Source organism: Deefgea chitinilytica, assembly GCF_016881405.1.
In the GTDB taxonomy this organism is placed as follows: domain Bacteria; phylum Pseudomonadota; class Gammaproteobacteria; order Burkholderiales; family Chitinibacteraceae; genus Deefgea; species Deefgea chitinilytica.
The window spans coordinates 443,407-461,996 of record NZ_WOFE01000001.1 but is presented as its reverse complement, the minus strand read 5'-3'; the positions used below and the strand labels follow the sequence as shown (position 1 = coordinate 461,996).

At 46.6% G+C, this 18,590-nt stretch carries 20 protein-coding genes; 10 read left to right on the top strand and 10 right to left on the bottom strand.

Features of this window, described 5'->3' with window-relative positions; translation table 11 throughout:
* Positions 1-13: 13 nt before the first annotated feature.
* From fdxA to rplI, 5 genes are all read left to right on the top strand, one after another.
* Positions 14-337 (top strand): ferredoxin FdxA, encoded by a 324-nt coding sequence (gene fdxA, locus GM173_RS02160; RefSeq protein WP_203569679.1) that lies wholly within the window; start codon positions 14-16, stop codon positions 335-337.
* A 117-nt stretch (positions 338-454) separates the two neighbouring features.
* Positions 455-817 carry a 30S ribosomal protein S6 gene (gene rpsF, locus GM173_RS02155; RefSeq protein ID WP_203569678.1) on the top strand — a complete coding sequence of 121 codons (363 nt, stop codon included), beginning with the start codon at positions 455-457 and terminating at the stop codon, positions 815-817.
* Between the two features lie 11 nt (positions 818-828).
* Entirely contained in the window at positions 829-1,134 is a 306-nt protein-coding gene (gene priB / locus GM173_RS02150; protein WP_275412317.1) for a primosomal replication protein N, read from the top strand.
* A gap of 10 nt (positions 1,135-1,144) precedes the next feature.
* Positions 1,145-1,372, top strand: coding sequence for a 30S ribosomal protein S18 (rpsR, locus tag GM173_RS02145; protein WP_203569676.1), 228 nt, complete (start codon positions 1,145-1,147; stop codon positions 1,370-1,372).
* A gap of 20 nt (positions 1,373-1,392) precedes the next feature.
* Positions 1,393-1,845: a 50S ribosomal protein L9 gene (rplI, locus tag GM173_RS02140; RefSeq protein WP_203569675.1), complete on the top strand. Its 453-nt coding sequence runs from the start codon at positions 1,393-1,395 to the stop codon at positions 1,843-1,845.
* Between the two features lie 69 nt (positions 1,846-1,914).
* Here the strand turns inward: rplI and tcdA are convergent, their stop codons facing one another.
* Positions 1,915-2,697 (bottom strand): tRNA cyclic N6-threonylcarbamoyladenosine(37) synthase TcdA, encoded by a 783-nt coding sequence (gene tcdA, locus GM173_RS02135; RefSeq protein WP_203569674.1) that lies wholly within the window; start codon positions 2,695-2,697, stop codon positions 1,915-1,917.
* Between the two features lie 98 nt (positions 2,698-2,795).
* The gene (gene phaR / locus GM173_RS02130) at positions 2,796-3,479 is read right to left on the bottom strand and encodes a polyhydroxyalkanoate synthesis repressor PhaR (protein ID WP_203569673.1); all 684 of its coding nucleotides are present in this window, start codon (positions 3,477-3,479) and stop codon (positions 2,796-2,798) included.
* 202 nt (positions 3,480-3,681) lie between these two features.
* Between phaR and GM173_RS02125 the strand changes: the two genes are divergently transcribed.
* Complete coding sequence (locus tag GM173_RS02125; RefSeq protein ID WP_203569672.1) at positions 3,682-4,251, top strand: phasin family protein; 570 nt, start codon at positions 3,682-3,684, stop codon at positions 4,249-4,251.
* Positions 4,252-4,333: 82 nt separating this feature from the next.
* Here the strand turns inward: GM173_RS02125 and pnp are convergent, their stop codons facing one another.
* From pnp to rimP, 7 genes are all read right to left on the bottom strand, one after another.
* On the bottom strand, positions 4,334-6,487 hold the full coding sequence (gene pnp / locus GM173_RS02120; protein WP_203569671.1) for a polyribonucleotide nucleotidyltransferase: 2,154 nt from the start codon (positions 6,485-6,487) through the stop codon (positions 4,334-4,336).
* Between the two features lie 216 nt (positions 6,488-6,703).
* Positions 6,704-6,973, bottom strand: a complete 270-nt coding sequence (gene rpsO, locus GM173_RS02115; protein ID WP_203569670.1) for a 30S ribosomal protein S15 — start codon at positions 6,971-6,973, stop codon at positions 6,704-6,706.
* Positions 6,974-7,057: 84 nt separating this feature from the next.
* Positions 7,058-7,969 (bottom strand): tRNA pseudouridine(55) synthase TruB, encoded by a 912-nt coding sequence (gene truB, locus GM173_RS02110; RefSeq protein WP_203569669.1) that lies wholly within the window; start codon positions 7,967-7,969, stop codon positions 7,058-7,060.
* Positions 7,956-8,339: a 30S ribosome-binding factor RbfA gene (rbfA, locus tag GM173_RS02105; protein ID WP_203569668.1), complete on the bottom strand. Its 384-nt coding sequence runs from the start codon at positions 8,337-8,339 to the stop codon at positions 7,956-7,958. Before rbfA ends, truB begins: the two co-directional genes overlap by 14 nt.
* Positions 8,340-8,489: 150 nt before the next feature.
* Entirely contained in the window at positions 8,490-11,261 is a 2,772-nt protein-coding gene (infB, locus tag GM173_RS02100; protein WP_203569667.1) for a translation initiation factor IF-2, read from the bottom strand.
* A gap of 18 nt (positions 11,262-11,279) precedes the next feature.
* A complete protein-coding gene (nusA, locus tag GM173_RS02095; RefSeq protein ID WP_203569666.1) occupies positions 11,280-12,752 on the bottom strand; it encodes a transcription termination factor NusA in 1,473 nt (490 codons plus the stop codon).
* A gap of 64 nt (positions 12,753-12,816) precedes the next feature.
* On the bottom strand, positions 12,817-13,251 hold the full coding sequence (gene rimP / locus GM173_RS02090; protein WP_203569665.1) for a ribosome maturation factor RimP: 435 nt from the start codon (positions 13,249-13,251) through the stop codon (positions 12,817-12,819).
* Between the two features lie 214 nt (positions 13,252-13,465).
* Here rimP and GM173_RS02085 point away from each other — a divergent pair, with 214 nt between their 5' ends.
* The 4 genes from GM173_RS02085 to GM173_RS02070 all read left to right on the top strand — a co-directional run bounded on the left by GM173_RS02085 (position 13,466) and on the right by GM173_RS02070 (position 17,572).
* Positions 13,466-15,124: an AMP-binding protein gene (locus tag GM173_RS02085; protein ID WP_203569664.1), complete on the top strand. Its 1,659-nt coding sequence runs from the start codon at positions 13,466-13,468 to the stop codon at positions 15,122-15,124.
* Positions 15,125-15,147: 23 nt separating this feature from the next.
* Positions 15,148-16,293 carry a PilT/PilU family type 4a pilus ATPase gene (locus GM173_RS02080; protein ID WP_203569663.1) on the top strand — a complete coding sequence of 382 codons (1,146 nt, stop codon included), beginning with the start codon at positions 15,148-15,150 and terminating at the stop codon, positions 16,291-16,293.
* Between the two features lie 72 nt (positions 16,294-16,365).
* Complete coding sequence (locus GM173_RS02075) at positions 16,366-16,752, top strand: ArsC family reductase (RefSeq protein ID WP_308439566.1); 387 nt, start codon at positions 16,366-16,368, stop codon at positions 16,750-16,752.
* A gap of 115 nt (positions 16,753-16,867) precedes the next feature.
* Positions 16,868-17,572, top strand: a complete 705-nt coding sequence (locus tag GM173_RS02070; protein WP_203569662.1) for a hypothetical protein — start codon at positions 16,868-16,870, stop codon at positions 17,570-17,572.
* A gap of 100 nt (positions 17,573-17,672) precedes the next feature.
* Here GM173_RS02070 and GM173_RS02065 read toward each other — a convergent pair whose 3' ends face one another.
* Positions 17,673-18,455: an inositol monophosphatase family protein gene (locus GM173_RS02065; protein WP_203569661.1), complete on the bottom strand. Its 783-nt coding sequence runs from the start codon at positions 18,453-18,455 to the stop codon at positions 17,673-17,675.
* Positions 18,456-18,590: the final 135 nt, after the last annotated feature.

Here is an 18,590-nt window from a genome sequence, read left to right as displayed (position 1 = left end):
AAAAGGACAAGCAATGACTTACGTTGTGACCGATGCCTGCGTGAAATGCAAATACACTGATTGTGTTGACGTCTGTCCTGTGGACTGCTTTCGCGAAGGCCCAAACTTCTTAGTAATCGACCCAGATGAATGCATCGACTGCACACTCTGCGTCGCCGAGTGTCCTGTAGAAGCTATTTATGCAGAAGACGATGTCCCGGAAAGCATGCATGGGTACATCGCCCTCAACGCCGAATTAGCCAAAACCTGGCCCACCATCGTTGAGAAAAAAGATCCACTTGCCGATCACGAAACTTGGGCCGCTATCTCTGGCAAAATGGATGAAATTGAGCGCTAAAACGACGAAATCGCAAAAATTGCAAAGCAGCGCACAATCAGTTATTATTTATGGTTCAACTCAAGCCTTGCCTAACCGTGGTCGCTAACGGTAGGCTACAACCCGTAAGGAGAATTCATGCGACACTATGAAATCGTATTTATCGTACACCCAGATCAAAGCGAACAAGTTCCTGCAATGATCGAACGTTACAAAACTCTGATTACTTCAGGTGCTGGCGTTATCCATCGCCTAGAAGACTGGGGTCGCCGCCAACTGGCTTACCCGATCCAAAAAATTCACAAAGCTCATTACGTAATGATGAACATCGAATGCAGCCAAGCTACCTTGGACGAAATCGAGCACGCGTTCAAATTCAATGATGCAGTTTTACGTCACTTGACACTCAAAACTGATACCGCCGTAACCGAAGCTTCACCAATGATGAAAGAAGAAAAATCTAAATCATTGCCACAAGCAGCTGAAGGTATTGCCGCCTAATTCGGCCAAAATTGAACTTACGAAACCAAATTTTAATTGAAGGTACGTTGATAACGAATTCAGCGCTGCGTACAACACCGAGCGGGATAGCCGTGATTGATGGAACAATTGCCCATCTTTCATCGCAATTAGAGCTAGGGAAAGCACGAAAAGTTGAATTTGAAATTAGTTTTTTAGCCATGGGAAATGTAGCGCAAGCAATTGCTCAACTTCCATCGAATCCGTTGATTAAATGCAAAGGATTTCTTGCCGCCAAAAATCAACGTACACGTCATATATTGGTTTTGCATATTGATGCATTTGAACTTTTGAATTGAGGATTAACTCATGTCTCGCAATCTTTTCAAGCGGAAAAAATTCTGCCGCTTCTCAGCTGAAGGTATCGCACACGTTGACTACAAAGACGTTGCCTTACTAAAAGACTTTATCTCTGAAAACGGCAAGATCATTCCTGCACGTATCACTGGTACTAAAGCAAAATACCAACGCCAATTGTCGACTGCGATCAAAGTAGCACGCTTCTTGGCTTTGCTTCCATACACTGACCAACACTAATCGAGAAGGGAGAACTTTTCATGCAAATTATCCTACTCGAAAAAGTAGCAAACCTAGGCACTTTGGGCGATGTGGTTAAAGTTAAAGACGGTTACGCACGTAACTTCTTGATCCCACAAGGCAAAGCAAAACGGGCAAATGACGCTAACTTGGCTGAATTCGAAGCACGTCGTGCTGAGTTAGAAGCAAAACAAGCCGAAATCTTGGCGCAAGCACAAGCTCGTGCAGCTAAACTTGAAGGTTCAGAATTCACAATCAGCCAAAAAGCTGGCGTGGATGGTCGTTTATTCGGCTCTGTAACAACTCAAGATATTGCTGATGCAATCACTGCGACTGGTGTCGAAGTTAAGAAATTTGAAGTGCGCCTACCTGAAGGCCCTTTCAAAGCAATCGGCGAATACGAAGTGGCACTAGCATTACACCACGACGTTGTTAGCACAGTTAAATTGCAAGTTGTTGGCGAAACTGCTTAATTTGCACATGACTAAATAATAAAAGCCACGATTTTATCGTGGCTTTTTTATTGCCCAAAAATCAGCCTTTTACTGTGCCACCAAGCCCTTAAGCACTCGAGAAACTGCAACTAAACCAAAAGTAGCCGTCACCGTCATCGCTGCACCAAAACCACCTGCGCAGTCCAATCGAACGCCCTCACCCATCGCTGGTTTAGCCGCACAAACCGAACCATCTGCTTGCGGATACACCAATTGCTCGGTAGAAAACACACACTCAATATTAAATTTTTTACCCACTCTAGGAAATTGGTACTCTCTTCGCAGTAAAGCACGAACTTTTGAAGCCAAAGGATCTTGAATTGTCCGACTCAAATCATCGACCAAAATCTGCGTAGGGTCGATTTGTCCGCCGGCACCACCCACGGTAATAATCTTGAGCTTATTGCGACGACACCATGCAATTAATGCCGCCTTGGTTTTCACACTATCAATACAATCGATCACAAAATCGAAACGCCCCTGCAAATACGCAGCAAAATTATCTGGCGCGATAAAATCTTCAATCTGCTGAATCTGCAATTCTGGATTAATCGCCAGCATACGCTCAGCAAGCACAGCCACCTTCATGCGGCCATACTGCCCCTCCATCGCCGGCAATTGTCGGTTGGTATTGGATATGCAAACATCATCAAGATCAATTAACGTCACATGCCCAATACCTGATCGGGCAAGCGCCTCACCAGCCCATGAGCCAACCCCTCCCACGCCGATCACACAAACTCGCGCCTCACTAAAACGCGCCAAAGCCTCTGCACCATATAAACGTGAAATACCTGCAAAACGCTGCCGATACGCATCAGAAAAAGTCATACTCGAATTCCAAAATAATACAGCCCCAAAGGGGCTGCAAAACAACTAGGGGTATACACCGAAATCCAATACAAAATAGAAGCTACAAAGCAATACCCTCATTCAACCTTTGGCGAAGGTTTGCGACGAGTGGTACTCTTTTTAACCACGGCAGCAGTATTACCGTCAGGCACAACCTCCGCAGCATCTTTTTCAGCTTTTGGTGGTTCGGTAGGCCGCACACCATCAGCATCTGCACGCTGAGGACCACCAGGCATACCAAACCCAGTAAATAAATTCTTAGCTCTATCCTGCAATTGCTGCTGCATATCAACAAACATGCTAGTACTACTTTCTAAATAGTTACCCATCATATTTTGAATTGCGGGCCCCTGGAACTTCATGAACTCACCCCAGAGATTATTATTTGCAAAAATAGGATTATCACTGATGATCGTCGATTTAGCCTGATCCTGCAATCGACTCTGCATTTCAGCAAACAACTGCATGTTTTTCTCTAAATAATTCCCCATCAGACCCTGCATTGCATGGCCATAAAAACGAATAATCTGAGTCAACACATCGTAAGAAAACATCGGCATGCCGCCGGCTTCTTCTTCCAAAATAATTTGCAGCAAAACACTGCGTGTTAAATCTTCGTTGGTTTTTGCATCCAAAATCGAAATATTTATACCATCAAGCACCAATTGTTTTACATCCGTTAGCGTAATGTAGCTACTCGTATGCGTATCGTACAAACGACGATTGGGGTATTTTTTGATCACTCTTTTTTCAACACTCATTGCCTCAACCCCTCCCCAATTATTTAATCACGCGAACCATCTACTGAGGATAGCCCTGTGTGAGTCACGATGCAACATGACGCACCGCACAAATTTATATTGACAACACTAAAAAACACTTCCAAAATGACATCGGATTGTGCAATGCAACATTTAACCAGATTGAGTCTGATTCACCCAAACATCTTTCAGGAGTATTAGCATGACAACAGCACAGCAACAAATCAATGACTTCGCTACCGAACAACTCGAGACCGCTTTGCGTTTTGCTCGCATCTCAATCGATGCTGCCGAACGTATTGTAAAGCTTCAAGTTGAAACTGCAAAAAACACTTTCGAAGACTCTGCACGCAACGCAAAACAATTTGTGACCGTGAAAGATGCGCAAGCTGCTTTTGCTGCCCAACAAAAAATCTCTGAAGCGACATTAGAAAACTCTATGGCCTACAGCCGTAGCTTGTATGAAATCGCCTCGCAAGCACAAACTGAATTTAGCAAATTGATTGATGAGCGCAGCGTTTATTTTAATAAAAACGTTGTATCAGGCCTTGATCGTTTTGTTAAATCTGCACCAGCAGGTTCTGATGCGGCAGTTGCAGCGGTTAAATCTACCGTACAAGCTACCGCAGCAGCCGTAGATAGCATGACCAAAGCCGCAAAACAAGTCGCTGAATTTGCCGATGCATCTGTCAAAGCAGCCTCTACCGCTACGGCTGATGCAGTAAAAACTGCCGCCAAGAAAACCAACGGCACCAGCAGCACAGCACAATAAACCGAAACATCATCAAGCAAACAAACGGGCACTAAAAAGTGCCCGTTTTTTACTTACTCAAGAAAAGCATCATCACTGATGACTACTCTTCAACAACCTCTACAGGAGTAACAACTTCTGCAGGTGCGCTAGCAGCAGCCTCGTCGTTCAGCACCGCTTTGATTGACAAACGAATACGGCCTTTTTCATCTTGCTCAATCACTTTAACACGAACAATCTCACCTTCTTTCAGGTAATCGCCCACATTATTAATACGCTCATTTGCAATTTGGCTGATATGAACCAAGCCATCTTTACCAGGCATGATCGAAACGATAGCACCTACATTTTTATCCAAGATCTTAACAACTGGACCTTCATAGATACGACCAATTTCAACTTCAGCGGTAATTTCTTCGATACGGCGACGCGCTTCTGAAGCGCCTTCTGCAGATACCGAGGCAATCGTAATCGTGCCATCTTCAGTGATATCGATCTGTGTACCGGTTTCTTCGGTCAATGCGCGAATTACCGCTCCGCCTTTACCAATTACATCACGAATTTTTTCTGGATTGATTTTCATCGTGTAAAGACGTGGCGCATGCTCGCTCACTTCTTCACGCGCACCATCCAAAGCACCTTTCATGATACCGATAATATGCACACGACCTTCTTTTGCCTGATCAAGTGCTACTCGCATGATTTCTTTGGTAATACCAGTAATCTTGATATCCATTTGCAGCGCAGTGATACCATTTTCAGTACCTGCAACTTTAAAGTCCATATCACCAAGATGATCTTCATCACCCAAGATATCAGACAATACCGCAAACGAATTGCCTTCTTTAATCAACCCCATTGCAATACCTGCAACGTGGTTTTTCATTGGCACACCCGCATCCATCAACGCCAAGCAGCCGCCACACACCGAGGCCATAGAGGACGAACCGTTCGATTCGGTAATTTCGGAAACGACACGCATTGAATAGGCGAAGTCTTCTTTGCTTGGCAACATCGCAACCAAAGCACGCTTAGCCAAGCGGCCATGACCGATTTCGCGACGCTTTGGCACGCCAACACGACCTGTCTCACCCGTTGAGTACGGAGGGAAGTTGTAATGCAGCATGAAGCTATCGTTATACCCACCATGCAAAGCTTCGATTTTTTGCTCATCGAGCTTGGTGCCCAAGGTCGCAGTAGCGATTGCCTGCGTCTCGCCGCGCGTAAACAATACCGAACCGTGAACGCGTGGCAATACACCCGTACGAATCGAAATTGGACGCACAGTACGCGTATCACGACCATCAATGCGCGGCTCACCCGCTAGAATTTGACCACGAACGATTTCGCCCTCCAAACCTTTGAAGATGCCTTTAATTTCATTAGCCAATAAGGTATCGGTTTCTTCAGTAATCAATGCTGACTTTACTAACTCCCAAGTTTCATTGATTTTTTGAGTGCGAGCTTGCTTTTGGCGCAACTTAAAGCCTTGTGACAAACCTTCAGCCGCGATCTCACGAACTTGCGCAATTAAGGCATCGTTGGCAACTGGAGCAGTCCAATCAAACAATTCAGGATTTACTTCATCCGCCAATTCATTAATGGCGTTAATAGCCACTTGCATTTGCTCATGGCCGAAAACTACCGCGCCCAGCATAATACTTTCAGACAATTCGTTTGCTTCAGACTCAACCATCAATACTGCTTGGCTAGTACCCGCAACGACCAAATCCATTTGGCTGTCTTTCATTTCTGACATCGCAGGGCACAATACATACTCACCATTGATGTAACCAACGCGCGCCGCGCCGATTGGGCCATCAAACGGAACACCAGACAAAGTTAAGGCTGCAGAAGCGCCGATCATGGCAGGAATATCTGAATCAACTTCAGGGTTAATCGACATCACTGTTGCAATAATTTGGATGTCGTTAAAAAAACCTTCTGGGAATAATGGACGGATCGGACGATCAATCAAACGGCTTGTGAGCACTTCTTTTTCAGATGGTTTACCTTCGCGTTTGAAGAAACCACCAGGAATTTTACCTGCCGCATAGGTGCGTTCTTGATAATCAACAGTCAGCGGAAAAAAATCTTGACCCGGTTTAACCGAGCGAGCAGCTACGACAGTCACCAATACCGAGGTGCCATCCACATCAACCATAACTGCACCAGTGGCTTGGCGAGCGATTTCACCTGTTTCGAGGGTGACCGTATTTTTGCCATAAGCAAAAGTTTTAGTAAATTTATTGAACACTCGTTGTCCTTTTCACAATGTTTGCCAACGACCTTGGCGCTAATTTGCTTCCGCTGCGATTGGATCGTCAGGTTTATGCCTGCACATCGCCGATTCCGGCACAACCGAACTTTATTTCACCGCCGGAATCGCTATTGGGCAAAATAAAGCTTTAAAACAGGACGCTACATAGAAAAAAAGCCGCAATCGTTTGACTGCGACTTCTTTGATTGAGTCTTACTTACGTAGACCCAACTCAGCGATCAAATTGCGATAGCTATCGGCATTAGTACGTTTGAGGTAATCCAGCAAACGACGGCGGCGAGAAACCATAGCCAACAAACCACGACGTGAGTGGTGATCTTTCTTGTTCACTTTAAAATGTTCAGTCAAATCGTTGATGCGAGCAGTCAACAATGCAACTTGTACTTCAGAAGAACCAGTATCACCTTCCTTGTGTTGGAATTTTTTTACTAATTCAGCTTTTTGAGCAACAGAAACAGACATTCAAACTTCTCCAAAAAATCACCCAAAGGTGATTAGACAAGCATAGCTTGAGCTTTTAACACCCAAGCTAGCTCCATTAACCTTCTACGCCACATGCGTAGAAAGCAGTCGTTTGGGTCGCAGCACGCCATCAGCGCCCACCTCACCCAAACCGATGAACATGGGATTATCTAACTTTTCACCGCTGCCGTAAAGCCTTAACTCACCCAACGGAGGATGAATGGCATCTAATATTGGCATGCCGTTTTTCATCAGTGCGGTTTGCGCAGGATTCAGTACAAAGCTAGGCAATTCTGCAATCAATTGCTCTGCCGGCAACAACTTCGCCTCACGCTCCGGCATAGCAAGTTCAATATATTCATCCAGCGTAATAGCGTCTTCCAACTTAAAGCCGCCAGTCAACGTGCGTCGCAAGCCAGACAAATAGGCACCACATCCCAACGCTCGCCCCAGATCTTCAGCCAATACTCGGATGTAAGTGCCTTTCGAACAGAGCACATCCACAACAAGCACCGGAGCCTGATAAGACACAACCGTTAGTTCATAAATGGTGATTGACCTCGATTTGCGCTCCAGCACCACACCTTCACGGGCATATTCATACAAAGGTTTACCATCAACCTTTAGCGCTGAATACATTGGGGGGGTTTGCACAATTGAGCCTAAAAACTGCTGCAATACTGGCGCAATTTGCGCCAAATCAACTGGTGGTACACCACTATCGCTAATCTCACCTTCACCATCGAGCGTTGTCGAGACCTGACCAAATGTAATTGTGGCGCGATAACCCTTATCCGCATCCAGCATGCGCTGCGCAAACTTGGTCGCCTCACCGAAACACAAAGGCAATAATCCCGTAGCAAACGGATCAAGCACGCCAGTATGCCCGCCCTTTTCGGCCTGCAACAACCAACGGCATTTTGATAAAGCCCCATTACTTGAAAAACCAAATGGCTTATCCAGCAACAAAACTCCGTCAATTTTACGCTTGGCCATCGTCGTCAGGCGCTTTTGGCAATGCGTTTGCTTGCTGAATTTTTTGCGTCAAATCCATACCATACTCAATCGACTCATCATACTCGAAGTGCAATTCAGGCATTTTGTATAAAGAAAAACCTTGCGCGATTTGCGCACGCAAAAAACCTTTAGCACGCTCAAGTAAATGCGCGATTTCAGGACGATGACTTGCATCGCCCAAAAAGGTATAAAACACTTTCGCGTGGGAGTAATCACGCGACACTTCAACATCGGTCACCGTAATCAGCGATGCATGTGGATGATCGAGCTCAGCACGAATTACCGTCGCCAAGTCTCGTTGAATTTGCTGAGCTACGCGATCAGCACGAGTAAATTGTTTATTAGCCATTATCTTGTGAGGAGTGAGGCGCGAGGAGTGAGGTGAACAACCTCTCAGCACCTGATTAATTAAAAGCAAAAAGCGCAAGCTCCACAAAGGGCCTGCGCTATTGTGTCGGGATGAGAACACCTCACACCTCACCCCTGACACCTCACTTCATTACAGCGTACGAGCAACCTCGACCACTTCGAAGATTTCCAATTGGTCGCCCACTTGGATATCGTTGAAGTTTTTCAATTGCAAACCGCACTCGAAACCTGCTTTCACTTCTTTTGCTTCATCTTTAAAGCGTTTCAGATTTTCCAATTCGCCCTGATGGATAACCAAGTTATTACGCAAGACACGAACACCCGCCGAACGCTTAACCAGACCTTCCATCACCAAGCAACCTGCAATCGTACCGACTTTCGATACAGCAAAGACTTGGCGAATTTCAACCATACCAATAATGGTTTCACGACGTTCTGGTGCCAACATACCAGACAAGGCCGCTTTTACATCATCAACCGCATCGTAGATGATGTTGTAGTAACGCAAATCAACGCCTTCGGTTTCTGCCAGTTTACGCGCGGCAGCGTCTGCACGAGTATTAAAGCCAATAATGACCGCTTTCGAAGCTAAAGCCAAATTCACATCAGACTCAGAAATACCACCTACAGCACTATGCAAGATTTGTACGCGAACTTCTCCAGTCGACAACTTCTGCAGACTTTGAGAAAGCGCTTCCGAAGAACCTTGTACGTCGGCCTTGATGATGATCGGCAAGTTTTGCACATTGCCTTCAGCCATTTGCGCAAACATATTCTCGAGTTTCGATGCTTGCTGGCGAGCAAATTTCACATCACGGAATTTACCTTGACGGAACATCGCGATCTCACGCGCTTTCTTCTCATCCGCCAACACCATTGCATCCACACCAGCCGATGGCACTTCCGACAAGCCTAAAATCTCAACAGGCATTGATGGGCCTGCTTCTGTAATCGGCTTGCCGTTCTCGTCCAGCATCGCGCGGATACGGCCGTACACTTGACCAGCAAGGACGGTATCGCCTTTACGCAAAGTACCAGACTGAACCAACATCGAGGCCACAGGGCCGCGACCTTTATCCAAACGAGCTTCGATAATAATCCCTTTTGCAGGACCCTCTACCGGCGCAGTCAGCTCCAGCACCTCAGCCTGCAACAGAATCGCATCGAGCAACTCATCGATACCCAAGCCTTTTTTCGCTGAAACATGCACAAACTGAGTATCACCACCCCAATCTTCCGGCACAACCTCTTGCGCTACCATTTCTTGACGAATTCGCTCGAAATTAGCTTCTGGCTTATCGATTTTATTCACTGCAACGACAATCGGCACGCCTGCGGCTTTTGCATGGTGAATCGCCTCAATCGTTTGCGGCATCACACCGTCATCGGCAGCAACCACCAAAACCACGATATCGGTCAATTGCGCACCACGGGCACGCATTGATGTAAATGCCTCATGACCAGGGGTATCAAGGAAGGTAACAACACCCTTGCCGGTTTCAACGTGATACGCACCGATATGCTGAGTAATACCACCCGCTTCACCCGACGCCACTTTGGCGCGACGAATGTAATCCAGCAACGATGTTTTACCATGGTCAACGTGACCCATTACCGTTACCACCGGAGCGCGTGGCGTTAATGCGTGCTCAGTTTTATCGCCTTCTTCCAAATAAGTATCTGGGTCGTCTAATTTTGCAGCCACTGGCGTGTGGCCCATTTCTTCGACCACAATCATGGCGGTTTCTTGATCCAGCACCTGATTAATCGTAACCATCATGCCCATTTTCATCAGCGCTTTCACCACTTCAACGCCTTTAACCGCCATTTTGTGCGCCAAATCTGCGACTGAAATGGTTTCTGGCACTTCGACTTCACGGGTTACTGGCTCAGTAGGGGCAACAAAAGCATGAGCATTATCTTGCTGTGCAGCTGAATTATTACGTTTACCGACTTTTCTCGTCTTCCAATCATTACCAGTATCGCCACCGCGAGTTTTGATGCCTTTCTTTTGACGGCCATCATTCCAAGCGCCTTTCTCCTCTTTCTTCGCAGCAGAATTGCCTTTTTTATCGGCAGATTTTGCAGCGACTGGCGCGGGTGCCGCGGCTTTTTCCGGCGCATGAATTGGCGTTTCTTTCGGCCGACGGAAATCTACACGAGCCCCAACGCGCGGCGCTTCATGACCAGGTTTCAAATGCGGCTTCACAGCAGGTTTAGCGGTTTCAGTCGGCTTAGCTTGCGCGGGCTGCTGTTTCGGCTGTTGTGCTGACTGCTGCGGTTTTGCCGCCTGTGCCGACTGTTGTGGCTTAGCCGTTGCTGTATTTGCTGGTTTTACTGCCGCAGCAGCTTGCTCAACAGGTGTCACTGCTTCGGCAACGACAGCAGCAGCCTCTGGTGCGGCTTGCTCAGTCGATTTTTGCTCGCGATTTTTCTTTGCAGCCATTTCCGCAGCTTGGCGCGCGTACAACTCGCTTTGACGACGCGCTTCAGCTTCACGTGCTTGACGTTGCGATTCGTCGATCACCGTAGTAGCAGGAGCTGCTGGAGCTACTGGCTTAGCAGCAGGCGCAGCTTGGGCTTCAATAGGTTTCGCGACCGGTGCTTCTGGGGCTTCAAAAACCCGCTTCTTACGCACTTCAACCTGAATAGTCTTAGACTTACCTGTGGCATCTGTTTTACGAATCTCAGAAGTCTCTTTACGTGCCAGCGTCACTTTTGGCTTATCGCCTGCTTGACCATGCTTTTGTTTCAAATGACCTAATAAACGCTGCTTATCATCCGAGCTCAAAACATCATCGGCACTATTTTTATTCACGCCAGCCGCTTTCAATTGCTGGAGCAATTCTTGCGTTGGCATTTTTAATTCGGCAGCAAACTGGCTGACTTTGGGTTCACTCATAAATTACTCTCCCGCGCCTTAGGCGAACAAATGTTCGCGCGCTTTCATGATCAGTTGTTTAGCGGTGTCTGCGTCGATACCAGTCATTTCGGTTAATTCATCGACCGCCAAATCTGCTAGATCGTCACGGGTACGTATATCATTGTCAGCCAACTGTGCAGCCAACTCCGGAGTCATACCCTCAAGCGTCTTCAGGTCTTCGGACTGATGCTCTAATTTTTCTTCGCGCGCAATAGCTTGCGTTAACAAGGCATCACGAGCACGAGAGCGCAGTTCGTTCACGGTTTCTTCATCAAACGCTTCGATTTCCAGCATTTCATTCAGTGGCACATAGGCCACCTCTTCCAATGTATTAAAACCTTCTTGCACCAATACACTGGCTACATCTTCATCAATGTCCAACGCTTGAATAAACAATGCGCGGATTTTTGTGAATTCTTCTTCGTGCTTTTCTTCTGCTTCATCGACGGTCATGATGTTGAGCTTCCAACCAGTCAACTCCGCCGCCAACTTCACATTCTGACCGCCACGGCCAATGGCCATCGCCAGATTTTCTTCATCAACTACCACGTCCATGCTGTGCGCATCTTCGTCCAAAATAATTGAGCTGACTTCTGCTGGCGACAAAGCATTAATTGCAAATTGCGCCGCATCGGGCGACCACAATACAATATCAACACGCTCACCAGCCAGCTCATTACTCACAGCATTAACACGGGTGCCACGTACGCCGATGCAAGTGCCTTGTGGGTCAACCCGTTGGTCATTGGATTTCACCGCGATCTTGGCACGCATACCTGGATCACGTGCTACGCCTTTCAATTCGATCAAATTGTTTTCAATTTCAGGTACTTCCAACTCAAACAATTTGGCCATAAATTCCGGCGCTACGCGCGACAACACCAATTGCGGGCCACGACCATTGCGATCAACGCGCAATAAAAATGCCTTCACGCGATCACCGACGCGCAAATTTTCTTTCGGAATCATTTGATCACGCGGCAAGATGGCTTCTAGCTTACCCAATTCGAGAATCGCATTACCACGCTCAATGCGCTTGATACTGCCAGAAACAATATGCTCACGACGCTCCAAGAACTCATTCAAATTTTGCTCACGCTCAGCATCACGAATTTTTTGCAAAATCACTTGCTTGGCGGCTTGCGCGCCAATACGGCCAAATTCAATCGGCTCGAGCTCTACTTCCCAAACATCGCCTACTTTCAAATCGGCGCTGTAATCAGGCGCATCTGTAATGGCAATTTGACGCGATGGCTCTTCGTGGTCGTTGTCTTCAACCACATCCCACACACGAAAACTACGATGCGCGCCAGTATGGCGGTCAATTGAAACCCGAATTTCAACTTCTTCTTCGTAGCGTTTTTTAGTTGCAGAAGCGAGCGCAGATTCGAGTGCACCAAACACAACTTCTTTTTCTACATTTTTTTCGTGTGCAAGTGCTTCGACCAGCACTAGAATTTCACGATTCATAAATTAGTCCTCCGGCATCAAACAAAAGCCAAATTAACAGTATTTGCCAAATAGGTGACACAGCTTAAAACTGTGGTTCGATCCGTACCCGATCAATGCTAGACAGCGCCAGTTTTAATTCTTCGCCAGCCACATCAATCACCACGTGATCATCCACCAAACCCAACAGCTTGCCGATTAAATTACGGCGACGATCAGGCAAGGGCAACCGCAGTTTCACCTTCACCATCTCTCCGGCAAATCGCTCAAAATCCGCCGGTTTTTTGATGATGCGATCCAATCCCGGTGAGGACACCTCAAGACGCTCATGGGGAATGTTTTCCACCATGAATACGCGCAACAAGTGATTGCTCACCAATACGCAGTCATCAATGGTGACACCGCCTTCTTTATCGATAAAAATGCGCAATAAACCTTTCTCGCCCATTTCAAAATCGACTAATTCATACCCTAAACCCGGCAAGGTATTGTCCAACACGGATTGTAGATTGACCGCCATACTTCCCTTCTCAAAAACCACAAACAAAAAATGGGCTGCAAACTATTGCGCGCCCATTCGTTAAAACCCTTTGAAAGCACTCCCGCACGATTTTTTACGGGATTTTCCCGATTCTAACAGAAAAGATAAGCTGGCGAAATAGTCCTTTGAGAAAGATGCACTTGTCTCACCGATGCTTTTCCCCATAAAGTACATGAACGATTGGAGACAAATCATGACCTTTCCTTGGCTGGCCAACTACCAAAATGGTGTACCGCATACCGTTAATCTTGACGAATTTGCTTCTATCCCCGAAGTATTTGCACAAAGCGTTAGCAAATACCGCGATCGGGCAGCCTTTATTAACATGGGCAAAAGCATTAGCTACCGCGAACTAGATCAGTTATCAATTCAGTTTGCAACCTATCTGCAACAGACGCTCAAACTACCTGTAGGCTCGCGCGTTGCAGTGATGATGCCTAATTTATTGCAATATCCCGTCGCCATTTTTGGCATCCTTCGCGCTGGCTATGTAGTAGTAAACGTCAACCCGCTCTACACGCCCCGCGAACTAGAACACCAACTGAATGACTCAGGCGCAGAAACAATTCTGATCTTGGCCAACTTTGCCCATACACTTGAAAGCGTCATCCAAAACACCCCAATAAAACACACCATTGTGACCGAATTGGGCGATTTATTTGGCTTTCCAAAAAAACTGATTGTCAACAGCGTAGTACGCTACGTTAAAAAACTAGTTCCCAGCTATACCCTATCAGGGCATACAACACTAAGCCAAGCACTTCAAAGAGGAAGTAGCAATACCCTAAATCCAGTTACATTATCCCATGCCGATATTGCATTTTTGCAATACACCGGTGGCACCACCGGGGTCGCCAAAGGCGCAATGCTGACCCACGGCAATATCGTGGCTAATATGCAGCAAGCCCACGCTTGGATTAGCCCTGTTGTCACCGACGGCAAAGAAATGATCGTCACTGCATTGCCGCTCTACCATATCTTTTCACTGACCGCCAACTGCATGGTCTTTACCAAAATCGGCGCAACCAATTTACTAATTACCAATCCGCGCGACATACCTGATTTTGTAAACACACTAGCCAAGTACCCCGTTACCTGCCTCACTGGTGTGAACACCTTGTTTAATGCATTGCTGAATAATCCAGAATTTGCAAAACTAGATTTTTCCAACTGGAAATTGGCTCTTGGCGGCGGGATGGCCGTTCAACATGCCGTCGCCGATAAATGGAAAGAAATCACCCGAATTCCACTGGTTGAAGCCTACGGCCTAACCGAAACTTCTCCGGCGGCCATGATAAATCCAATGAACACCACGGAATTTAATGGCATGATTGGCCTTCCCATCCCACTCACCGATGCAGAAATTCGCGACGAAGCAGGCCATCAATTAGCCGCAGGCGAGCGCGGTGAGCTATTTATTCGCGGACCTCAAGTTATGAAAGGCTACTGGAATCGCCCCGATGAAACCGCGCAGATACTCGGCAAAGACGGTTTTCTAGCGACTGGCGACATTGCAATCATGAAACCGAGCGGTTTTTTCCAAATCGTCGACCGTAAAAAAGACATGATTTTAGTGTCTGGTTTTAATGTATATCCAAACGAAATCGAAGACGTCGCAGCCAACCATCCGGGTATTTTAGAAGTAGCCTGTATTGGGATTGCTGATGACAAAACTGGTGAAGCAGTCAAACTGGTCGTCGTCAAAAAAGACCCGCAACTCACGAGCGAACAAGTTATCGAATTTTGCCGCGGTCAACTGACCAATTACAAAATCCCACGCGTCATTGAATTTAGGGATAGCCTACCCAAATCGAATGTAGGTAAAATTTTGCGTAGAGAGCTTCGCAATTAAAAATTTCGCCCCAAGGATCAACAATGAATCTATTGCCGTTTTTTAAACTCATGGCTGAGCGCAGCGCATCGGATCTGTTTTTAGCCGCAGATTCGGCAATAGTCATTAAAATTCAAGGCACTTGCCATCCGGTCAACAATCAAATCCTCAGCGCGGATCACGTCAAGCAACTCGCCTATCAACTCATGGGCCCTACTCGCGTCGCCGACTTTGAGCGCGACCTTGAAATGAACTTTGCTTTTCCCGTCGCAGGAATTGGTAATTTTCGGATTAATGTATTTAAAAGCCGTGGCACTGTTGCATTAGTAGCACGCTTTATTAAACCGAAAGCCGATACACTCGAAGAACTCTTCATGCCCGAAATTCTCAAAGATTTGGTCATGGAAAAACGCGGCATTATTCTCGTCGTCGGTGCCACTGGCTCAGGCAAATCCTCCACCGTTTCGGCAATGCTCGAGCATCGCAACGAAAATCACAGCGGACACATTCTGACGATGGAAGACCCGATTGAATTTATCTACAGCCACAAAAAATCGCTGGTCAACCAACGCGAAGTCGGCACAGACACCCACAGCTACGATGACGCATTGCGTAACGCGATGCGCGAAGCACCCAATGTATTGATGATTGGCGAAATTCGCGACCGCGCCACGATGACCTACGCGATGCAATACGCCCAAGCCGGTCATCTGTGTATCTCTACCTTGCACGCAAATAATAGCTACCACTCGCTGAGCCGGATTGTGAACTTTTACCCACAAGAAGCCCGCGAATCGCTGCTGTACGATCTCTCCACCTCACTCAAAGCCATCATTTCGCAGCGCCTAGTGCGCTGCAAAACCACTGGCAAACTCAAGCCAGCGGTTGAAGTGATGCTCAACACCAATCGGATTGCCGAATTGATCAAAAACGGCGAGCTATCCGAGATCAAAGAAGCCATGGAGCAATCGCTATCTGAGGGCTCGCAAACCTTCGAGCAATCACTGTATCGAATGTACCGTGATGGTGAAATTGAACTGGACGAAGCATTGCGTAACGCCGATTCGGCCACCAATCTCTCGTGGATGGTCAATAACGCACAGTCGGTAGAAGAACAGGAAGCCGCTCGCCATGCCGCTAAGAACAAACCAGCAGAACCGGACATCTCATTCGATTTATCGCTACATTAAGCGTGAGGCGTGAGGCGTGAGGCGTGAGGCGTGAGGCGTGAGGCGTGAGGCGTGAGGCGTGAGGCGCTCAAATTGTCTCGCGCCATTTTTATTTTAAATGAGTTTGATATGAAATTATTTGGCATCCCCAACTGCGACACCGTTAAAAAAGCCCGCAACTGGCTGACCGAGAATGGCTTTGAGTACGAGTGGCATGATTTCAAAAAAAAAGGTCTTAGTGCCGAACAAGTCCAAGCCTGGATAACAGCGATGGGATGGGAGCCTTTAATTAATAAACAAGGTACCACATGGCGTAAATTGGACGACGCAACTAAAGCCAGCGTTATTGATGCAAACAGCGCGATCATCGTAATGATCGCCAATCCATCCGTCATTAAACGCCCAGTATTAGTCACAGATAGCCAGACGCAAGTAGGTTTTAAGCCGGAAATCTACCAAGCGATCCTTAATAAAAAATGAGATGTATATAGCGAAACACAAACAAGTTCATTGCCTACAGTGAGATACTGGAATTACCGTTTTCAGACAAGAGCAGACACTGATTTGTATTGTTCAGGTGCTAGAGAGATTTAACATGGGAAAGAGAAAAAGAGCACCTATAGCTATAGAGTCCAAAGAACCACCCGCTCGTTATCAAGAATGGGTTAGCTATATCTTTTCTTTTTCAGCTGATTCGTTTTGGGGCTTAGGTGCTGAATCCGAAATCTCAACATTTGACGCTACAGATGCAGAGCTGGTGGATTTGACTGCATACATGCTTGAAAATTGCGGTCGGGAGTTTGCTAGTTATTCAAATGAAAAAATAAGCACAGCTTTGGACTTCGTTTTTAACAATTCCTATTCTGACATTGCTTTCAGCCTTATAAGTGACTCCGTTCCATTGGAGAGTCGCATGCGCTTAATTAGGTCCATCTACTGCCTTTACCGCGATTGCTTTGATGTGAGGTGCGCCGAATTCTTGGGACACCTAAATGAAACGACGGACAATTCTTTAAACCAAGTCTGTTATATGCTGTGGGATATCTCCCCAATTGCATATTTAGGTGACAGAAAAAACAAGCAGCAGCTATACGACGCAATGATTGATATTCTTGAAGAATGCATGAGCTTGGCCAATCCCGCTTGCGTGGAAAGTGCACTTCATGGACTTGGACATTTGTATAGCGTAAGCGAGGACAGAATCGAAAATCTGATTGCATCAAAGCTTAAAAGCAGAGTTTTTATACCAACTAGCCTTAAATCATATGCTGAACTAGCAATGAAGGGACGTGTTCAATAACTTTGCGCTTCAAGGATACAATTCCGCTATGAGACGATTTCAGCCCTCAACAAAAAAGCCGACACAAAGTCGGCTTTTTGACTCTTCAAAACAGTAACAATTATTTCAAATGACCGCGAATTACCGATAGCATTTGACCAAATACACGTGGTGTACCGCAGAGTACGTCACCTGATTCAAGGAATTTTTCTTCGCCGTTCAGATCCGTCACCAAACCACCGGCTTCTTGCACCAAGAGCGTACCCGCAGCGATATCAACCAGCTTCAAGTCAAACTCAAAGAAACCATCAAAGCGACCACAAGCGACATAAGCCAAATCCAAGGCCGCTGCGCCCGGACGGCGAACGCCGGCGGCTTTTTGTGCCATATCGCGGAAAATATTCAGGTAGTTTTCTAGATTATTGAATTTGGTGTACGGGAAACCAGTACCGACGAGCGCATCGGACAATTCACGCACTTTCGATACGCGGATGCGGCGGTCATTCAAGAATGCGCCAACACCACGCGTCGCAGTGAACAAATCGTTGCGATTGGGGTCATACACCACAGCTTGAGTAATCACGCCTTTGTGTTCCAGCGCGATTGAGATGGCGTATTGTGGGAAGCCATGCAAGAAATTAGTCGTACCATCAAGCGGATCGATAATCCAAACGTAATCAGAATTACCGCGCTTGCCCGACTCCTCTGCTAAAATCGCATGATTCGGATAAGCTTCTAAAATCGTTTCGATGATGGCTTGTTCAGCAGCACGATCAACTTCAGTCACAAAATCGTTGTGACCTTTTTTTTCAGGTGTAATTAGGTCCAGATTATTCGACGCACGTTGAATGACGGTGGCGGCGCGACGCGCAGCGCGCACCGCAGTGTTCAGCATTGGATGCATGACTTCTCACTATTAAAAAAGATCAAAATGGTTGCTGCGTATTCTACCCGTCTCGCACGGACTAATAAACCCGATTATGAATAAAGAATCAAATCAAATAGTTAAAACTTGATATTTAACCCACATTCAGCTCGA